Here is a 17,221-nt window from a genome sequence, read left to right as displayed (position 1 = left end):
GCGACGGTCCTGGTGGGCGGCCCGATCTAGGCTGACCCCCGTGACCAGCACCCCCGCCAACGGCAGCTCCGACCGGATCGTCTGGATCGACTGCGAGATGACCGGCCTCGACCTGCGACAGGACGCCTTGGTCGAGGTGGCGGCGGTGGTGACGGACTCCGAGCTGCGCGTGCTCGGCGAGGGCGTGGACGTGGTGATCGCACCGCCCCCGGAGTCGGTCGAGGCGATGGGCGACTTCGTCCGGACGATGCACACGACGTCCGGGCTGCTCGAGGCGCTGAGCACCGGGGTGACCCTCCAGCAGGCGCAGGAGACGGTCATGGACTACGTGCGCACGTGGGTGCCCGAGCCGGGCAAGGCTCCGCTGGCGGGCAACTCCGTCGGGACCGACAAGACGTTCCTCGACCGGGACATGCCGGAGCTCGTCGGGCACCTGCACTACCGCGTGATCGACGTGTCGTCGATCAAGGAGCTGGCGCGCCGCTGGTACCCACGGGTGTACTTCGCCTCGCCCGCGAAGCAGGGCGGCCACCGTGCGCTGGCCGACATCCTCGAGAGCATCGACGAGCTGCGCTACTACCGGTCGGCGCTCCTGCCGGCCGCGCCCGGGCCGGACTCGGCCACGGCGCGACGCATCGCCGCCGAGATCCTGGCCAGCCCGTCCGTCGCCGGGGGGACCAGCGCCTGACAGCCGGGCGCCACGGCCTGGCCCGACCTGGAACGGACTGGCACGGCCTGACACGGACTGGCACGGCCTGACACGGACTGGCACGGCCTGACACGGACTGGCACGAGACGACGAAGGGCGCCGACCTCGCAGGTCGGCGCCCTTCGCGCTGGGGTGGCTAACGGGACTTGAACCCGCGACCCCCTGGACCACAACCAGGTGCTCTACCAACTGAGCTATAGCCACCACGGTCTCCGCGCCGCCGCAGCGGCGAGGGCCGACGGAAAGTGTAGCGGGTGCCGGACGGCGGTCCGCTCCAGCGGCCGGCGGGACGGTTCCGCGCCGGCCGAGCCGGCCCACTCTCAGCAGCCGGGTGCCGAGTGCCTCACAAGCGCGCCTCCACCGCCTCGGCGAACCGCTCCGCGGACCCGGGGGCGTGCTCGAGGAAGAGCGACGGCTCGATGAGCTCGACCTCAAGGATCACCGGCTTGCCCTCGTCGTCCGGGATCAGGTCCACCCGCGCGTAGAGCAGCGGACGGTCCAGGCCGGGGAACACCTCCGGGATCGTCGCCATCACCCGGTCGGCCACGGCACGCTCCGCCTCGGACGCGTCGCGCGGCGCCATCCGCTCGCGGCGGTACAGCACGCCCTCCGTCTCCTCGCGGCGGTAGGGCCCCGCGAGGAGCGCGCTCTTGCGCACGGCGTGGCTGAACTGCCCGTCGACGTACACCAGGGCGGTCTCCCCGACGGTGTCGACCTGGCGCAGGTAGCGCTGCAGCATCACGTGCCGGCCCACCCCGAGCAGGTTCTTCGCATGGGTGATCGCCAGCATCCGCGACGGCGTGTCGCCCGCCTCGTAGCGACCGGTGTCGCGGGAGCCGGCGCTGACGGTCGGCTTGATGACGAAGTCGCCGAACGCCGGGAACCGGGTGTGGATGGCGCGGGCGTCCATGTTGCGCTCGGGGTCGAGCCAGATGGTCGGGACGATCGGGAGGCCACGCTGCTCGAGGTCGCGCAGGTAGGTCTTGTCGATGTTCCACGCAACCACCTCGGCGGGGTTCAGGAGCGCCGACGAGTGCTCCACCCGGCGGGTCCAGTCGGCGAACTGGCGCGCACGGTCGGTGTAGTCCCACGTCGAGCGGATCAGCACGTGCGGATACGCCGACCAGTCGACCGTCGGGTCGTCCCAGACGACGGCCGCCGTCGCCACGCCCCGCGCCTCGAGGGCGTCGCGCAGCAGGCGGTCGTCCTGGTCCAGCTCGGGGAGCTCGGCGCACGTGGCGATCGCGAGGCGAGCCGGAGCTGAACTGGGGGGCACGGTGGTCACTCCGGCAGCGTACCGACGGGTGCGAGGGCGGTGAGCCGGTGCAGGGCGCGCTGGACCGAGGCCGGTCCGGCCCGGCCGACCACGGTGTCACCGTCGACGACGGTGAGGGACGGCGGCTGCCCGTCGCGGCCCGGCGGGAGCGCCACCAGGGCACCGAGCACCTCGTCGAGACCCGCGCCGAGGGACACGACACCGGGTGCCGTACCGCCCCCGGTCGGTCCGGTGCCGACGACGGACCGGCCGTCATCGCCTCGGCCCGTCGTGCCGTCCGTCGCCCCGGTGAGAACCGGCTCGTCGAGGTCCGCCCGCTCCAGGGTGCCGAGCGACAGGAGGCTCGCCGTGCGTCCGCGGCCGACGAGGTCGGCGACCGCCGCCGTGGCGGGGCGTGCCACCACCTCCAGGGGCGGGGCGAGCTGCTCCACGTGCGCGCCGGTGCTCAGCACCACCATCCGGTCCGCCATCCGCACCGCCTCGTCGACGTCGTGCGTCACCATCACCACGGTGGTGCCGAGCTCGGCGTGCAGCCGCAGGAACTCGCTCTGCAGCCGCGCCCGACCGACCGGGTCGACGGCACCGAAGGGCTCGTCCATCAGCAGCACGGGCGGGTCGGCGGCGAGGGCCCGGGCGACGCCGACGCGCTGCCGTTCTCCCCCGGACAGCTCGTGCGGGTAGCGGCGCGCGTACCGGGCGGGGTCCAGGCCCACCAGCGCCAGCAGCTGCTCGGCCCGGTCCTGCGTGCGACGGCGGTCCCAGCCGAGCAGCGCGGGCACGGTCGCGACGTTCTGCGCGACGGTCCGGTGCGGGAACAGCCCGACGCCCTGGATCACGTACCCGATTCGCCGGCGCAGCTGCACCGGGTCCACGTGCGTGACGTCCTCCCCCGCCAGCTCGATGCGGCCGGAGGTGGGCTCCACCAGGCGGTTCGCCATCCGCAACGTGGTCGACTTGCCGCAGCCGGAGGGACCGACCAGCACCAGCAGCTCGTGCTCACGCACCTCGAGCGTGAGGTCGTCGACCGCGACCTCGCCGCCGTACTCCTTGCGCACGTGCTCGAACCGGATCGCCGGTGTGCTGGTCATGGGCTCGGACGCTAGCGGAGGCCTCCGACAGCCGCAGCGGCTGCGCGTGTCGGTGGCCCTGGCTAGGTTCGGCGCATGCTCCTGCTCGTCCCCGAGCTGGTCCCCTCGCTCGTGCCCACCCTCACCTCGGACGCCGCGCCCAACCCGTGGCTGTCCTGGACGTACCTGCAGCGCAACAGCGGAGACGTCCTGGCGGCGACCGGGCAGCACGTGACGCTGACGCTCCAGGCGGTGGCCATCGCGCTGGTGATCGCCCTCCCGCTCGGCGCGCTCGCCCACCTGCGGCCGCGGCTCGCCGGTCCGGTCCTCGGCGTCACCGGGGTGCTCTACACGATCCCGTCCCTCGCGCTGTTCGCCGTGCTCGCGCCGTGGACCGGGATCGGCCGGGTGACGGTGCTGATCGGCCTCGTGTCCTACGCGCTGCTGGTCATCGTGCGCAACGTGCTGGTCGGTCTCCGCGGCGTGGACCCCGCGATCGTCGACGCGGCGCGCGGCATGGGGTACGGGCGGCTACGGATGCTGACGCAGGTGGAGCTGCCGCAGGCGCTGCCCAGCATCGTGGCGGGCGTCCGGCTGGCGACCGTCACCACCGTCGCGCTGACCACGGTCGGGGTGGTGGTGGGCTTCGGCGGCCTCGGTCAGCTGATGTTCCGTGGCTTCCGCAGCAACTACCACGCCGAGATCATGACGGCCACGCTGCTCTGCCTCCTGCTCGCCCTCGTGGTCGACCTGGCGCTGGCAGGCATCGGTCGGCTGCTCACCCCGTGGGCGGTCCGGGGGGTGCAGCCGGCATGAGCGTGCTGCTCGAGGCGCTGCGGTGGCTCAACGACCCCTTGAACTGGACGGGGCCGTCCGGTGTGCTGGCGCTGACCCGGCAGCACCTGGTGGTGACCGGCCTGGCCGTGCTGCTCGGAGCGCTCGTCGCGGTGCCGACCGGTCTCTACCTCGGCCATCGCGGGCGCGGGGCGACGGTCGGCGTCGTCGTGTCGAACACGTCCCGGGCCCTCCCGACCCTGGCGATGCTGACTCTGTTCGGCGCCACCGGCCTGTTCGGCAACGTCGCGACCGCCCTGGCGTGCGCGGTGTTCGCGGTCCCGCCGCTGCTGTCCGGCGCGGTCACGGGGCTCGGCGGCGTGGACGCCGACGTCCGGGACGCCGCGCGCGGGATGGGGATGTCCGGCGCACGCCGGCTGTGGACCGTCGAGGTGCCGCTCGCCGTCCCGCAGCTCGCAGCCGGGCTCCGCACCGCGGTGGTCCAGGTGGTGGCCACCGTGCCGCTCGCGGCCCTCGTCGGCGGTCGCAGCCTGGGCACGATCGTCGTGACCGGCTTCGGAGTGCAGCGGTACGGGCAGGTCGTCGCCGGCGCCGTGCTGGTCGCGGCGCTGTCGCTCGCCGCCGAGGGGCTGCTGGCCCTGCTGCAACGCCTCGTCACGCCCGCCGGCATCCGGGCGCTGACCCGCTCGGTGCCGGTCGAGAGCGAGTCCGGGCATACGCCGCCCACCACGCAAGTTGCCCATGTCGTCCGGGCCGGGTCGAACGACCCAGTCCGCGATGTCTAGTCGTCCGAACCCCGATCTGCGAGGAGCACATCAATGCCCGCCAGACGCACCACCCTGCTCACGAGCGTGGCTGTCGCCGTGCTCGCCCTGAGCGCCTGCGGCGCCCCGGGCTCCGGCGGCGGCACGACGCAGGCCCCGGCTGCCGCGTCGTCCGGCACGGCAGCCGCCTGTGCACCGGTCGCCGGCGACAAGCTCGTCCTGCTCAAGGACGACAAGGGCCTGCAGAACGCCGACAACGTGCTGCCCGCCATCAACACCAAGGCTGCGACGGACCACCCGAGCCTGGTGACCCTGCTCAACTCCGTCTCCGCGAAGCTGGACACCCCGACGCTCGTGTCGCTGAACAAGTCCGTCGACGTCGATCGACGGACCTCCTCCGACGTGGCCAAGGAGTTCGTCCAGAAGCAGGGGCTCGCCGCGACCGACCAGTCCGGCGCGGGTGCCACCGTGGTGGTCGGAGCCGCAGGCTTCTCCGAGAGCGCGACCCTCGCGGAGATCTACGCGGAGGTGCTCCGGACCGCCGGCTACCAGGCGAGCACCCGGACCATCGGCTCCCGGGAGACCTACCTCCCGGCCCTCGAGTCCGGCCAGCTCACGGCCGTGCCCGAGTACGCCGCCTCGCTGGCGACCTACCTGAACTCCCAGGCCAACGGTGCGAGCGCGGCGCCGGTCGCCTCCTCCGACGTCGACAAGACGGTGGCCGCTCTGACGCCCCTGGCCGCCAAGGCGGGTCTGACGATCGGCACGGCGTCCAAGGCACAGGACCAGAACGGCTTCGCCGTCACGCAGGCCTTCGCCGACAAGCACAAGGTCAGCACGCTGAGCGATCTCGCGTCGGCGTGCGGCGGCGTGGTGCTCGCCGGGCCGGCCGAGTGCCCGCAGCGGCCGTTCTGCCAGATCGGTCTCGAGCAGACCTACGGCCTGAAGGTCTCCGAGTTCAAGTCGTACGACTTCGGTGCGATCGGCCAGGCGATCCGGAAGGGCGACGCGACGATCGGCCTGGTGCTGACGTCGGACGGCAGCCTGGGCTGATCCGGCGATCCGCGCTCGGGACGGCCGGCCAGCCCTACAGGCCGGCCGTCTCGAGCAGCCGCAGCCACACCTCGCTGACCGTCGGGTAGGACGGCACGGCGTGCCACAGCCGATCGAGCGGCACCTCGCCGACGACGGCGATCGTGGCGGCATGCAGCACCTCGCCGACGTCCGGACCGACGAAGGTCGCGCCGACGATCACGTCGCGTGAGGTGTCCACCACGATCTGCGCCCGTCCTGAGTACTCCGGCGACGTGACCGTCGCACCCGCCAGGTTCTGCAGGTCGTACCCGTGGACGACCACGTCGAGGCCGGCACGTCTCGCCTCCGCCTCGGTCATGCCGACCCACGCGACCTGGGGCCGGGAGAAGACGACCTGCGGCACGGCAGCCGCATCGGCCGACGCCCGGTAGCGGCTCCACGGCCCCGCCTCCTGCTCACCGGACCGGGTCAGGCCCCGCGGCACCGATCCCGCGCCCTGGTCCGCTGAGACGTTCGCGTCCTCTCGCGGGTCGAACCGCGCGGCGATGACGTCCCCGCACACCCGGGCGTCGTACTTGCCCTGGTGGGTGGTGCCCGTCCGGCCGGTGACGTCGCCGACGGCGAACAGCCAGTCACCCTCGACGCCGACGGCCTGCAGCGCGTCGTCCACCGTGACGGCACGGCCGGGCTCGAGGCCGATCGTCTCCAGGCCCAGGTCGCCCGTGCTCGGCCGGCGGCCCGTCGCCGCGAGCACCTCGTCGACGACCAGGTCCTCCGGGCGCGTGCCGGCCGAACCGTCGCGCGTCCGGGCACCCTCGTGCTGGTGGTGCTGCACCACCAGCTGCACCCCACCGGGCTCGCGCCGGGCGGACACCACCTCGGCACCGAGCACCACGCGGACGCCGCGCTGCATCAGCGCCTTGGCGACCGCCTTCCCGGCGAACGGCTCGGCCCTCTCGAGCAGCCGGTCACCACGGACCAGGACGGTCACGGCGGACCCGAGGTCCGCATAGGCCGTCGCCATCTCGACGGCGACCACCCCGCCGCCGATGACGGCCAGCCGCTCCGGCACCTCGTGGGCCGACGTGGCCTCCCGGCTGGTCCACGGACGCACGTCCGCGAGCCCCGGCACCGGCGGCACGACGGCGGTGGAGCCGGTCGCCACCACGACGGCGCACCGGGCCCGCAGGTCGACGTCTCCGTCGACCTGCTCGAGGCGGAGGGTCCGGGGGCCGGTGAACCGGGCGTGGCCGCGCAGCACGGTGAGGCCGGCGCCCTCCGCCCACTGGACCTGGCCGGTGTCGTCCCAGTGATGGGTGACCTCGTCGCGCCGGGCCAGCACCTCGTGGACGTCCAACGGGCCAGGGTCGCCGACGCCCCGGGCCTCACGGGCCTGCTGCACCACGTCACCCGGCCGCAGCAGGGCCTTGGACGGCATGCAGGCCCAGTACGAGCACTCCCCGCCGACCAGGGCCTCCTCCACGAGGGCCACGGACAGGCCGGTGCGGGACGCCCGGTCGGCCGCGTTCTCCCCCACCGCCCCGCCACCCAGCACCACGACGTCGAACTCGCGCTCGGTCATGGCGCCATGGTGTCCTGCGGTCCGCCCTCGCGCAGCGCGACGCCCCGCACCGCACCGCACGGCGGCTCCATGATGCCGGGCCTCCTGGTGGCAGACCCGGCCGCGGCGCGCGGCGGCGGGCCCCGCGGTGGGTCAGGCCAGCGCCTGCACCGCCGCTCGCAGCCGCCGGCAGCCCACCTCGAACGCGGGGGGCTCCGGGAGCAGGCTCAGGGCCAGCGTGCCCGGGGTCGGCAGGTCGTAGAAGTACCCCGGGTGGACCGCCAGGTGCGCCTCCGCCAGGAGGGTCAGCACCAGCTGCTCGTCGGGCAGGTACCGCGGCACGTCCACCAGCACGGTCCACCCGCCTCCGCACCGGCGGACCCGGAAGCCGTCGTCGTCGAGCAGCGCGTGCGCCACGGCGAGGTTCGCGGCGAGCCGCGCCCGCGTGGCGGTGACCGACGCCTCCGCCCGATCGAGGATCTCCGGCAGGGCGAGCGCGACCGGGGACGAGACCGACAGGTAGGTGTCGGCCACGGTCTCGAGGGCCCGGTGGACCGTCGGGAGCTCGCCTGCCGGGCCGGCGACGCGCAACCAGCTCAGCTTGAGCTGGGGGGCGCACACGAGCTTGGAGAGCCCGTCCAGGGTGAAGGTGGTGCACGGGCGTTCGGGCTCGGACGACGACGGCGGGACCGTGTCGCCGGGCGCGGCGTCCAGCCGGAAGGGTGCGAACACCTCGTCCAGCACCAGGGCCGCGCCGCCGGCACGGCACGCCGCCTCCATCGACCCGCGCTCCGCGGCGCGGAGGTAGGCGCCCGTCGGGTTCCCGGGGCTCACCGCCACCACCGCCCGCACGTCGGGCCGGGCGGCCAGGGCCGCGACCTGCCCGGTGTCGACCGACCAGCCGTACGGGTGCAGGTGGTGCACGGCGTACGGCACCGTCCGCACGCCCGCCAGTCGCGCGAGCGGTTCGACCAGCGGGTAGCCGGGGGCGGGGACGGCCACCGCGTCGCCGGGGTCGCAGAGCAGCTGGAGCAGCCAGGCGTACGCCTCCGAGGTGCTCGCCGTGAGGTAGTAGTCCTCCGGCACGCCGCCGTACCGGCCCGCGAGCGCGACGCGAGCCGAACGGGGGCCGCGGGGATCCGGCTCGTAGGACGCCGCGGCGGGCACCGCGCGGCGGACCGCCTCGAGGACACCGGCGTCGGTCAGGCCGTGCCGAGTCGGGTTCGAGTCGGACAGGTCCAGCACCGGCACCCCGTCGGCTGCCAGACGGGCCCGGAGACGGGTCGTCTCGTTGGGCCGCTCGTCGGGCGCCGAACGCTCCGCCAGGTGCACGCGGGGATGGTAGTCCGGGGACGTCGGGACGTCCGACGACCCGAGGCCGGGGCAGGCGTCACCGACCGGCGACGACGAGGCACGACGTCCCTAGCATCGGGACAGGTGGCAACGGAGCCACCAGGGTCGAAGGAGACAGCCATGGCTCGCACGTACGTGATCACGGGAGCGGCCTCCGGCATCGGGAAGGCCACGAAGGAGCTGCTCGAGTCCCGTGACGACAAGGTGATCGGCGTCGACCTGCACGACGCCGACGTGACGGTCGACCTCACCACGGCCGAGGGACGGACCGCACTCGTCGACGAGGTCGCCGCCCTCAGCGGGGGCACGGTGGACGCCGTCCTCGCCATCGCCGGGCTGGCGATCCCGGCACCCCCGACCGTCTCGGTGAACTTCTTCGGCATGGTGGCCACGCTCGAGGGCCTGCGTCCGCTGCTGCTCGGCTCCGCGGCGCCTCGCGCCGTCGGCGTGTCGTCGATGGCCAGCCTGCACCCGCTGGACGACGAGCTGGTGGCCCACATGACCGCGGGCGACGAGACCGCAGCCCTGGCTCGTGCCGAGGTCCTGGCGCAGGACCCGGAGCTGCGCAACCTCATCTACAGCTCCACGAAGAAGGCCTTCGCCCAGTGGGTGCGCCGCACTGCGCCGACCCCGGAGTGGGCGGGTGCGTCGATCCCGCTCAACGCCGTGGCGCCGGGCGTCATCGAGACACCGATGACCAGCGGCATGCTCACCACCGAACAAGCCCGCACGGAGCTGCTGAAGCTGGTCCCGATGCCCCTCAACGGCATCGCCCAGCCGGAGGTGGTGGCGCGGCTGCTCGCGTGGCTCACCAGCGAGGAGAACACGCACCTGTGCGGTCAGGTGGTGTTCGTGGACGGCGGCAGCGACGCGGTGATCCGCGGCGACACGACCTGGTGAGCAGCTGCAGGGCGTGCCGACATCGTCGACGCCCTCCATGCCAGAGGGCCCCTGACAGCGTCTCCGCCGTCAGGGGCCCTCGTCTGTGCGCCATCAGGGACTCGAACCCCGAACCCGCTGATTAAGAGTCAGCTGCTCTGCCAGTTGAGCTAATGGCGCGCGGGGCGAAACGTTAGCAGGGGTGGGCCGCGGATGCGAAACCGGAGGTCAAGGCGACCCCGGCACGCCGGGACAGGGCAGCCGGGTCAGGCACCGGGCGTCTCGGGCTCGGCCTCCCACCACGTCTCCTCCGGCAGGCCCTCGGTCTGCAGGATCTCCTCGGACGACACGACCGGTGCGACGAGGTCCACCAGCAGCGCGAGCGGCACGTGCTCGGCGAGCAGCTCCTGCGCGACGCGGGACTGCTCCTCGTCGGCACGCGGTGCCGGCGGCACCGGGCTCGTCTGCGGCTGGTCGGCCGTGGTCTCGTCGTCCTGCGCCATGGGGCTCCGTCCGATCGTGGGTCCTCCATCGTGACCCACGGATCGGGATTCGCCCAGCCGCCATCCGTGCGAACGTGCGACGGGCCGTGCCCCGCCGACGGCAGCCTCGCGAGCCGCCGCAGCCGGCCGTCCCGGCGGATGCGGGTCGCAGCGCCGAACGGCCAGAGGTCGACCGGCTAGAGGTAGAGGCCCGTCCCCTGACCCTCGCCGCGGGGCTCCGCGACCGCGTGCACGTCCTTCTCCCGCAGCAGCACGTAGGTCGCGCCGGCGAGCTCCACCTCGGCACGGTCCTCCGGGTCGAACAGCACCCGGTCGCCGACCGCCACCTGCCGCACGTGCTGGCCCACCGCGACCACGCGTGCCCACGCCAGCCGCTTCGCCACGGTGGCCGTGGCAGGGATGACGATGCCGGCCGCCGAGCGGCGCTCGGAGCTGTCCTGGTCCAGGGCGACCAGGACACGGTCGTTGAGCATCCGGATCGGCAGGTCGGCGGAGCTCGTCTCGTCCCGGGCGGTCACGACGGGCACGGTACCCGCCGACATAGGGTGGGCAGAAACGACCCCGGGAGGATCCCGTGCCTCGACTGTCCGCCGGCGACCCGGCTCCCGACTTCACGCTGCCCACCGCCGACGGTGGCACCGTGACGCTCTCCGACCTGCGCGGTTCGCACGTGATCGTGTACTTCTACCCGGCGGCCATGACGCCAGGCTGCACGACGCAGGCGTGCGACTTCCGCGACTCGCTCGGCTCGCTGCAGAGCGCCGGCTACCGGGTGGTCGGCGTCTCGCCCGACACGCCCGAGCGGCTTGCGCAGTTCGCCGAGGCGGAGCACCTGACCTACCCGCTGGCGTCCGACCCGCAGCACCAGGTGCTCGAGGCGTGGGGCGCCTGGGGCGAGAAGACGCTGTACGGCAAGACGGTGGTCGGCGTCATCCGCTCGACCGTGGTGGTCGACCCCGACGGCGTCGTCGAGCTGGCCCAGTACAACGTCAAGGCCACCGGCCACGTCGCCAAGCTGCGCCGGGACCTGCAGCTCGTCTGACGAGACGCTCGCCGCGGCCGGCCCTCCCGATGGGGCTTCGCCGACCGCGTCGCCCGTGCCGCGCCCTGTGCGAGGATCGGCGACGCGCGGCGGTACCGCTCGCGCGGGAGTGGTGAAACGGCAGCCACGCCAGGTTTAGGTCCTGGTGCCCTCACGGGCGTGCGGGTTCAAGTCCCGCCTCCCGCACGTCCGCACGTCGGTCTCGGCAGGCCGGCGACGCGCTCGGCACGACGAAGGCCCGCTCACCGTCGAGGTGAGCGGGCCTTCGGTTCGTTCAGGGTGCCGACCGGTGGCGTGGACGGCGGCAGGAGCCGCTGCCCGGCGCGGTCGACGGGCCGTCAGGCGTTCGCGGTCTCGCGCTGGCTGATCTTCTCGCGCACCTCGTCCATGTCGAGGTCCTTCACCGCGGTGATGACCTGCTCCAGGGTCGGCGCAGGCAGTGCGCCCGCCTGGTTGAAGACGAGGATGCCGTCGCGGAAGGCCATCAGCGTCGGGATCGAGGTGATCTGGAGCTCGGCAGCCAGGTCCTGCTCGGCCTCGGTGTCGACCTTTCCGAACACGATGTCCGGGTGCTGCTGCGAGGCGGCGTCGAAGATCGGGGCGAACATGCGGCACGGGCCGCACCAGGACGCCCAGAAGTCGACCAGCACGATGCCGTTGTCGCGGACGGTGTCGCCGATGGTGGCACCGGTGAGGGTGGTGGTGGCCATGAGTGGTGATCCTCTCGTCGTCGGTCCTGCCCCTTCAGCGTGCGGCGCCCCGCAGGTATTCCGCACCCGGTGCACGGGCCGGTGTGCCACCCGCCGGAGCGTGCGGCCACGGATGCGCACCCGCACGGGGTAGAACAGGGCGGTGACCGACACCGCCGAGTTCCCGCCCGAGTCCGAGCGCCCCGCCGGCTGGCTGCGCGCCGACCAGATCGCGTCCGCGCGGCAGTGGCTGCCGATCCTGTACGTGGACGCCGTGCCGGTCCGGGTGGACGACTCCGGCGACGTGGTGGCCGTCGGGCTGCTGCTCCGGGTCACACCGGAGGGTGTGATGTCCCGGGCGCTCGTCTCGGGACGCGTGATGTTCCACGAGCGGGTCCGGGACGCGCTGGTGCGGCACATCGAGAAGGACCTCGGCCCGATGGCCCTGCCGCAGATCCCGGCGAGCCCGCAGCCGTTCACCGTGGCCGAGTACCTCCCGACGCCCGGCGTGACGCCGTACCACGACCCGCGCCAGCACGCGGTGTCGCTCGCCTACGTCGTGCCGGTCGCCGGCGACTGCCGTCCGCAGCAGGACGCCCTCGACCTCGCCTGGATCACCCCCGAGCAGGCCTGCGAGCAGGACGTGCAGCTGGAGATGAACGGCGGCCAGGGGCTGCTGCTGCGCCAGGCCATGGCCCACGTGGGCCGCATGCCCTGACCGGGCGGGCGCTACGAGGCGCGGCTCCGTCAGGACAGATCCAGACGGGGCCAGTCGGCGAGATCGGCGAGCATCTGGCGGTCGTGGGTCGCGACGACCACGGCGGCGGACGTGGCGCGCAGGGCCGACGTGAGCTCGTCGACCAGCCCGACGGACAGGTGGTTGGTCGGCTCGTCGAGCACCAGCACATGCGGTGCCGCGAGCAGGGCCTTGGCCAGCTCGAACCGGCGGCGCTGACCGACGGACAGCTCCGCCAGCGGCCGGTCCAGGTCCTGCTCGGTCAGCAGACCCAGTGCCGCGACCGGTACGAGCTGCGCAGGGTCGAGGCTGCCGGAGGCGAGCAGACCGAGCGCGTGCTCGGCGTAGGCCTCGAACGCCGTCGGCGCGCCGCCGTCCGGCCGAGCCTCCCGCGCAGCTGCTCGGGCGGTCCCGTCTGCGTCCGCCGTCACGTCGTCCGACTCCTGCGCCAGCACCCCGAGCCGCGTCCCTGGTGCGAGCACACGGGCGCCACGGTCCGTCGCGAGGGTGCCGGCCAGCACGGCGAGCAGCGTCGACTTGCCAGACCCGTTGGGCCCGGTGACCAGCAGGCGGCTGCACGGGGCCACCTCGATGCGCCGGCCGGGCAGGTCCAACCGGCCCGCCACGCGGGGAGCGCGCACGTCCAGCAGCGGACCGCCGCCGTAGGTGCTCGGGGTGGACGGCAGGTCCGGGAACGCCAGGGCCGGTGGCGGTACGGGAACCTCGACGGACTGCTCGGCGAGGCGCTGCATCAACCGGTCGACGGTGGTGACCTTGCTGCGCGCGCGGGTGGCCCGCCGGTGCGCCTGGCTGCCCTTGGGCGGGCGCCACTCGTCCGACAGCTGCTCGTAGGACTGGTCGAGCCGGTCGGCCAGTGCCGCGGCACGCTTGCGCTCGGCGCGGTACCGCGCCCGCCACCGGCGCAGCATCTCGTCGCGGGCGTACCGGTAGTCGGCGTACCGGGCGGCCCCGTACAGCGCGGGACGCCCGTCCATCGACGGGTCCAGGTCGAGGATCCCCGTCATCACGTCGTCGAGCAGGCGCCGGTCGTGGGTCACGACGACGAGCGCGCCCCGCCACTGCCGCAGCTGAGCGGTCAGGTAGTCCACCCCGGCGGCGTCGAGGTGGTTGGTCGGCTCGTCCAGCAGCAGCAGGTCGGACCGCTCGGCGAGCCGCGCGGCCAGCCGCACGCGGTACCGCTCCCCCACCGACAGCTCCGCCAGCCGCCGCCGGGGGTCGCGCGGCGCACCGAACCGGCTCAGCGCCTCGTCCACCCGACGGTCGGCGTCCCAGGCCGCCAGGTGCTCCATGGCTTCCACGGCCTCGGTCAAGGTGGCGAGCTCGCCGCTGGCGTGGTCGAACGCAGCGATGGCGTGCTCGAGCGCCGCCGCGGCGGCCCGCGCAGCCTGCAGCGACGTCCGGACGACGTCGCCGACGGTCGCATCGCTCGCCGCCCGCAGCTCCTGCTCCACCACCGCGAGGGTCCCCGAACGGCGCACCGAGCCGCCCAGCGGAGCTAGCTCACCGGCCAGCACCCGCAGCAGGGTCGTCTTGCCGGTGCCGTTCTCCCCGACCAGGCCGAGCCGGTCGCCCGCGGACACGACGAGCGACACCCGGTCGAGCACCGGGTGCGCCGGGTAGCCGAACGTCACCTCGTCCGCCACCAGCTGCACCCGGGCGGCGTCCGTCACGCTCAGCCGCCCAGGGCGTGGACCACGAGCGGGGCGAGCGCACGGAACGCCTTGCCGCGGTGGCTGATGGCGTTCTTCTCCGCCGGCGTCAGCTCCGCGCACGTCCGCGTCTCGCCGAGCGGCACCAGCACGGGGTCGTAGCCGAAGCCGTGCGCGCCGCGCGGCTCGGTGGCGAGCACGCCGTCCAGCGACCCGGTCCGGACCTCCTCGCGCCCGTCCGGCGTCACCAGCGCCGCCGCACACATGAACCGGGCGGTGCGGTGCTCGGGCGCGATGTCCGCCAGCTGGGCCAGCAGCAGCTCGAGGTTGGCCGCGTCGTCCCCGTGCCGGCCGCTCCACCGCGCCGAGAAGATGCCGGGTGCACCGCCGAGCACGTCCACCGCCAGCCCGGAGTCGTCAGCCACGGCGGGCAGCCCGGTGAAGGCCGCGATCGCACGCGCCTTGATCAGGGCGTTCTCGGCGAAGGTCAGCCCGTCCTCCACCGGTTCCGTGGCACCCACGTCGCCCGCGCCCACGATGCTCGCCGCGTCCAGCCCCGGCAGCGCCGGCACGAGGATCTCGCGCAGCTCGCGCACCTTGTGGGCGTTGTGGGTGGCGAGCACCAGGCGGACGGGCGCGGTCGTGCCGGGCGCAGCCGTCACGGGGCGACCTCGGCGCCGGCCGTCACCCGGGTGCCGGGCGCGGCGGCGAGCGCCTGCTGCTGCAGCGCCGTCAGCCGGCCGGTCCCCACCAGCGCCAGGTCCAGCAGCGTGTCGAGCTCCGCGCGGTCGAACGTCGCGTGCTCGGCAGTTCCCTGCACCTCGACGAACTTCCCGCTGCCGGTCACCACCACGTTCATGTCCGTCTCCGCGCGGACGTCCTCGACGTACGGCAGGTCGAGCATCGGGGCACCGTCGACGATGCCGACGCTGACGGCGCTGACCGAGTCGGTGAGCACGGTGCGACCGGCGGGGACCAGCCCCTGCTCCCGAGCCCACGCGACCGCGTCCGCCAGCGCGACGTACGCGCCGGTGATCGCCGCGGTGCGGGTGCCGCCGTCCGCCTGGAGCACGTCGCAGTCCAGCACGATCGTGTTCTCGCCGAGGGCCGCGACGTCGATGATGGCCCGCAGGGAGCGTCCGACGAGCCGCGAGATCTCGTGCGTACGGCCACCGACACGGCCCTTGACCGACTCGCGGTCGGACCGCGTGCTCGTCGCGCGCGGCAGCATCGCGTACTCCGCGGTGACCCAGCCCTGGCCCGAGCCCTTGCGCCAGCGCGGCACGCCCTCGGTGAAGGAGGCGACGCACAGCACCGTCGTCTGCCCGAACTCGACGAGGACGCTGCCCTCACCGGTCTGCAGGAAGCGACGGGTCAGGGCGACGGGGCGCAGCTCGTCGAGCGCGCGCCCGTCGGCGCGGGCGGGCACGCCGGTGGAGGGCGTCGAAGGGGGGACGGTCATGGGCGCGAGCCTATCCGGGCGCCCCGACACGCTCCTGGGCCGACCGTCAGACGCCCCGCGACGGGCCGCGCTCAGAGAGCGTGCACGGCGCCGGGTGCGGCCAGGTGCACGGGACCGTCGAACGCCGCGCGGGCCTCGGCGAGCGACACCTCGGCGTCGTTCCACGCTGGCACGTGGGTGAGCACCAGCCGGCCGACTCCGGCTCGGGCAGCAGCCTCGCCGGCCCGTCGGCCCGTCAGGTGCACGCCACGGAACGCGTCGTCCCGGCCCTCGAGGTAGCTCGCCTCGGCGAGCAGCAGGTCCACCCCGGCCGCCAACGCGTCCAGGCCAGGACCGGAGTCCGTGTCACCCGTGTACGCCAGCGTCACGGAACGGGAGGCGTCGCCCTCCGCCGGTCCGGTGACGCGCACGCCGAAGGTCGGCAGCGAGTGGTTCATCGCCACCGGCGCGAGCGTCAGCGGGCCGACGGTCACCGGGGCCGCCGGGTCCCACACCCGCACGTCGAACTGGTCGCTGCAGTCGGCTGCCGGGTCCCTGCCCGCCAGCTGGGCGAGCCGCTCGGAGGTGCCCTCCGGCCCGTGCACCGGCACCGGCGGCAGGGGGCCGCCGACGGGTCGGTAGCGACGCAGCACGTTGAGCACCACCATGTCCGCGACGTGGTCGGCGTGCAGGTGGGAGATGCCGATCGCGTCCAGCGCCGCCGGGTCGGCGTAGCGCTGCAGCGGGCCGAGCGCACCGTTGCCGAGGTCCAGCAGCACGGTCCACGTCCGGCCGGCGGCGTCCTCCGCCTGCACCAGGTACGCCGCGCAGGCGGCGTCGGGCCCGGGGTACGAGCCGGCGCAGCCGACGACGACGAGCCTCATCGCAGGGCCAGCGGCGTCTCGACAGCGGTCACCTCGGGGCCGAGGAAGCGCCGCGCGAGGCGGGCGAACTGCTCGGGGTCGCCGGTGGCGACGAAACGGTGCTCGGGGGGCGGGGCGTCCGGGGACCGCAGCAGGTCGTGCGCGACGAGGGTCCGGTACACGTCCTTGGCCGTCTCCTCGGCGCTCGACACGAGCGTGACGTCCTCGCCCATCACGTAGCTGATCGCGCCGGTGAGCAGGGGGTAGTGCGTGCACCCCAGCACCAGCGTGTCCACCCCGGCCTCACGGATCGGGTCGAGGTACTCGTGGGCCACCTCGAGCACCCGGGGCCCGGAGGTGACACCGGCCTCGACCAGCGGGACGAACTCGGGGCACGCCGCCGTGGTCAGGCGCACGCCCGGCGCCACCGCCAGCGCGTCGTCGTACGCACGCGACTCGATGGTCGCCCGCGTGCCGATCACGCCGATGTGCCCGTTCCGGGTCGCCGCCACCGCACGCCGAGCCGCCGGCAGGATCACCTCGACCACCGGGATGCCTCGCCGCAGCGTGTACCGCTCCCGCGCGTCGCGCAGCATCGCCGCGGACGCGGTGTTGCAGGCGATCACCAGCATCTTCACGCCCGCGTCGACCAGGTCGTCGAGCGCCGCGAGGGCGAAGGCACGGACCACGGCGAGCGGCTTGGGCCCGTACGGCGTGTTGAGCGTGTCGCCGATGTAGAGCGTCGACTCCTGCGGCAGCTGGTCGAGGATCGCGCGCGACACCGTCAGTCCCCCGACGCCGGAGTCGAAGATCCCGATCGGCGCGTCGTCCACGCTGC

The 17,221-nt window shown here is 74.0% G+C and carries 19 protein-coding genes and 3 tRNA genes; 8 read left to right on the top strand and 14 right to left on the bottom strand.

What is annotated here, in order from left to right:
- Nucleotides 1-40: 40 nt before the first annotated feature.
- Entirely contained in the window at nucleotides 41-688 is a 648-nt protein-coding gene (orn, locus tag N0B34_RS04660) for an oligoribonuclease (RefSeq protein WP_263730138.1), read from the top strand.
- A gap of 149 nt (nucleotides 689-837) precedes the next feature.
- On the opposite strand, the gene N0B34_RS04655 is transcribed toward orn, so the two are convergent.
- The 3 genes from N0B34_RS04655 to N0B34_RS04645 form a co-directional block, all read right to left on the bottom strand.
- Nucleotides 838-913: transfer RNA gene (locus tag N0B34_RS04655), tRNA-His, on the bottom strand.
- Between the two features lie 139 nt (nucleotides 914-1,052).
- Nucleotides 1,053-1,994 (bottom strand): ATP-grasp domain-containing protein, encoded by a 942-nt coding sequence (locus N0B34_RS04650; protein WP_263730137.1) that lies wholly within the window; start codon nucleotides 1,992-1,994, stop codon nucleotides 1,053-1,055.
- Nucleotides 1,991-3,073, bottom strand: a complete 1,083-nt coding sequence (locus tag N0B34_RS04645; RefSeq protein ID WP_263730135.1) for an ABC transporter ATP-binding protein — start codon at nucleotides 3,071-3,073, stop codon at nucleotides 1,991-1,993. Before N0B34_RS04645 ends, N0B34_RS04650 begins: the two co-directional genes overlap by 4 nt.
- A 75-nt stretch (nucleotides 3,074-3,148) precedes the next feature.
- Here N0B34_RS04645 and N0B34_RS04640 point away from each other — a divergent pair, with 75 nt between their 5' ends.
- The 3 genes from N0B34_RS04640 to N0B34_RS04630 are packed head-to-tail and all read left to right on the top strand — an operon-like array spanning nucleotide 3,149 to nucleotide 5,664.
- Nucleotides 3,149-3,868, top strand: coding sequence for an ABC transporter permease (locus N0B34_RS04640; protein ID WP_263730134.1), 720 nt, complete (start codon nucleotides 3,149-3,151; stop codon nucleotides 3,866-3,868).
- Nucleotides 3,865-4,632, top strand: coding sequence for an ABC transporter permease (locus tag N0B34_RS04635; protein WP_263730133.1), 768 nt, complete (start codon nucleotides 3,865-3,867; stop codon nucleotides 4,630-4,632). Before N0B34_RS04640 ends, N0B34_RS04635 begins: the two co-directional genes overlap by 4 nt.
- A gap of 33 nt (nucleotides 4,633-4,665) precedes the next feature.
- A complete protein-coding gene (locus tag N0B34_RS04630; RefSeq protein ID WP_263730132.1) occupies nucleotides 4,666-5,664 on the top strand; it encodes a glycine betaine ABC transporter substrate-binding protein in 999 nt (332 codons plus the stop codon).
- A gap of 34 nt (nucleotides 5,665-5,698) precedes the next feature.
- On the opposite strand, the gene N0B34_RS04625 is transcribed toward N0B34_RS04630, so the two are convergent.
- Together N0B34_RS04625 and N0B34_RS04620 are read right to left on the bottom strand one after the other, a co-directional pair.
- Entirely contained in the window at nucleotides 5,699-7,228 is a 1,530-nt protein-coding gene (locus tag N0B34_RS04625; RefSeq protein WP_263730131.1) for a dihydrolipoyl dehydrogenase family protein, read from the bottom strand.
- 132 nt (nucleotides 7,229-7,360) lie between these two features.
- The gene (locus N0B34_RS04620; protein ID WP_263730130.1) at nucleotides 7,361-8,539 is read right to left on the bottom strand and encodes a pyridoxal phosphate-dependent aminotransferase; all 1,179 of its coding nucleotides are present in this window, start codon (nucleotides 8,537-8,539) and stop codon (nucleotides 7,361-7,363) included.
- A 141-nt stretch (nucleotides 8,540-8,680) separates the two neighbouring features.
- On the opposite strand from N0B34_RS04620, the gene N0B34_RS04615 reads away from it, so the two are divergent.
- Entirely contained in the window at nucleotides 8,681-9,460 is a 780-nt protein-coding gene (locus N0B34_RS04615) for an SDR family oxidoreductase (RefSeq protein WP_263730129.1), read from the top strand.
- Nucleotides 9,461-9,546: 86 nt separating this feature from the next.
- Here the strand turns inward: N0B34_RS04615 and N0B34_RS04610 are convergent.
- The 3 genes from N0B34_RS04610 to N0B34_RS04600 form a co-directional block, all read right to left on the bottom strand.
- Nucleotides 9,547-9,619 (bottom strand) — tRNA-Lys (locus tag N0B34_RS04610).
- A gap of 86 nt (nucleotides 9,620-9,705) precedes the next feature.
- Entirely contained in the window at nucleotides 9,706-9,942 is a 237-nt protein-coding gene (locus N0B34_RS04605) for a hypothetical protein (RefSeq protein ID WP_263730128.1), read from the bottom strand.
- A 176-nt stretch (nucleotides 9,943-10,118) separates the two neighbouring features.
- Nucleotides 10,119-10,484 (bottom strand): GroES family chaperonin, encoded by a 366-nt coding sequence (locus tag N0B34_RS04600; protein ID WP_263730126.1) that lies wholly within the window; start codon nucleotides 10,482-10,484, stop codon nucleotides 10,119-10,121.
- Nucleotides 10,485-10,516: 32 nt separating this feature from the next.
- Between N0B34_RS04600 and bcp the strand changes: the two genes are divergently transcribed.
- Together bcp and N0B34_RS04590 are read left to right on the top strand one after the other, a co-directional pair.
- Complete coding sequence (bcp, locus tag N0B34_RS04595; protein WP_263730125.1) at nucleotides 10,517-10,984, top strand: thioredoxin-dependent thiol peroxidase; 468 nt, start codon at nucleotides 10,517-10,519, stop codon at nucleotides 10,982-10,984.
- A 103-nt stretch (nucleotides 10,985-11,087) separates the two neighbouring features.
- Nucleotides 11,088-11,170 (top strand) — tRNA-Leu (locus N0B34_RS04590).
- Between the two features lie 152 nt (nucleotides 11,171-11,322).
- On the opposite strand, the gene trxA is transcribed toward N0B34_RS04590, so the two are convergent.
- A complete protein-coding gene (trxA, locus tag N0B34_RS04585; protein WP_263730124.1) occupies nucleotides 11,323-11,694 on the bottom strand; it encodes a thioredoxin in 372 nt (123 codons plus the stop codon).
- Nucleotides 11,695-11,836: 142 nt separating this feature from the next.
- On the opposite strand from trxA, the gene N0B34_RS04580 reads away from it, so the two are divergent.
- Nucleotides 11,837-12,391, top strand: a complete 555-nt coding sequence (locus N0B34_RS04580; RefSeq protein WP_263730123.1) for an NUDIX hydrolase family protein — start codon at nucleotides 11,837-11,839, stop codon at nucleotides 12,389-12,391.
- Nucleotides 12,392-12,420: 29 nt separating this feature from the next.
- Here the strand turns inward: N0B34_RS04580 and N0B34_RS04575 are convergent, their stop codons facing one another.
- The 5 genes from N0B34_RS04575 to murI all read right to left on the bottom strand — a co-directional run bounded on the left by N0B34_RS04575 (nucleotide 12,421) and on the right by murI (nucleotide 17,216).
- Nucleotides 12,421-14,082 (bottom strand): ABC-F family ATP-binding cassette domain-containing protein, encoded by a 1,662-nt coding sequence (locus N0B34_RS04575; RefSeq protein ID WP_412175703.1) that lies wholly within the window; start codon nucleotides 14,080-14,082, stop codon nucleotides 12,421-12,423.
- 20 nt (nucleotides 14,083-14,102) lie between these two features.
- The gene (rdgB, locus tag N0B34_RS04570) at nucleotides 14,103-14,741 is read right to left on the bottom strand and encodes an RdgB/HAM1 family non-canonical purine NTP pyrophosphatase (protein ID WP_263730121.1); all 639 of its coding nucleotides are present in this window, start codon (nucleotides 14,739-14,741) and stop codon (nucleotides 14,103-14,105) included.
- Nucleotides 14,738-15,541, bottom strand: a complete 804-nt coding sequence (rph, locus tag N0B34_RS04565) for a ribonuclease PH (RefSeq protein ID WP_263730120.1) — start codon at nucleotides 15,539-15,541, stop codon at nucleotides 14,738-14,740. Before rph ends, rdgB begins: the two co-directional genes overlap by 4 nt.
- Before the next feature lie 71 nt (nucleotides 15,542-15,612).
- The gene (locus N0B34_RS04560) at nucleotides 15,613-16,404 is read right to left on the bottom strand and encodes an MBL fold metallo-hydrolase (RefSeq protein WP_263730119.1); all 792 of its coding nucleotides are present in this window, start codon (nucleotides 16,402-16,404) and stop codon (nucleotides 15,613-15,615) included.
- The gene (gene murI, locus N0B34_RS04555) at nucleotides 16,401-17,216 is read right to left on the bottom strand and encodes a glutamate racemase (RefSeq protein ID WP_263730118.1); all 816 of its coding nucleotides are present in this window, start codon (nucleotides 17,214-17,216) and stop codon (nucleotides 16,401-16,403) included. The genes N0B34_RS04560 and murI overlap by 4 nt, the downstream gene beginning before the upstream one ends.
- Nucleotides 17,217-17,221: the final 5 nt, after the last annotated feature.

Origin of the sequence: Cellulomonas sp. SG140, from assembly GCF_025770785.1 — a bacterium.
Classification (GTDB): Bacteria; Actinomycetota; Actinomycetes; order Actinomycetales; family Cellulomonadaceae; genus Cellulomonas.
Note: the sequence above shows the minus strand (reverse complement) of the source record. Positions and strands in the feature narration are given on the sequence as shown.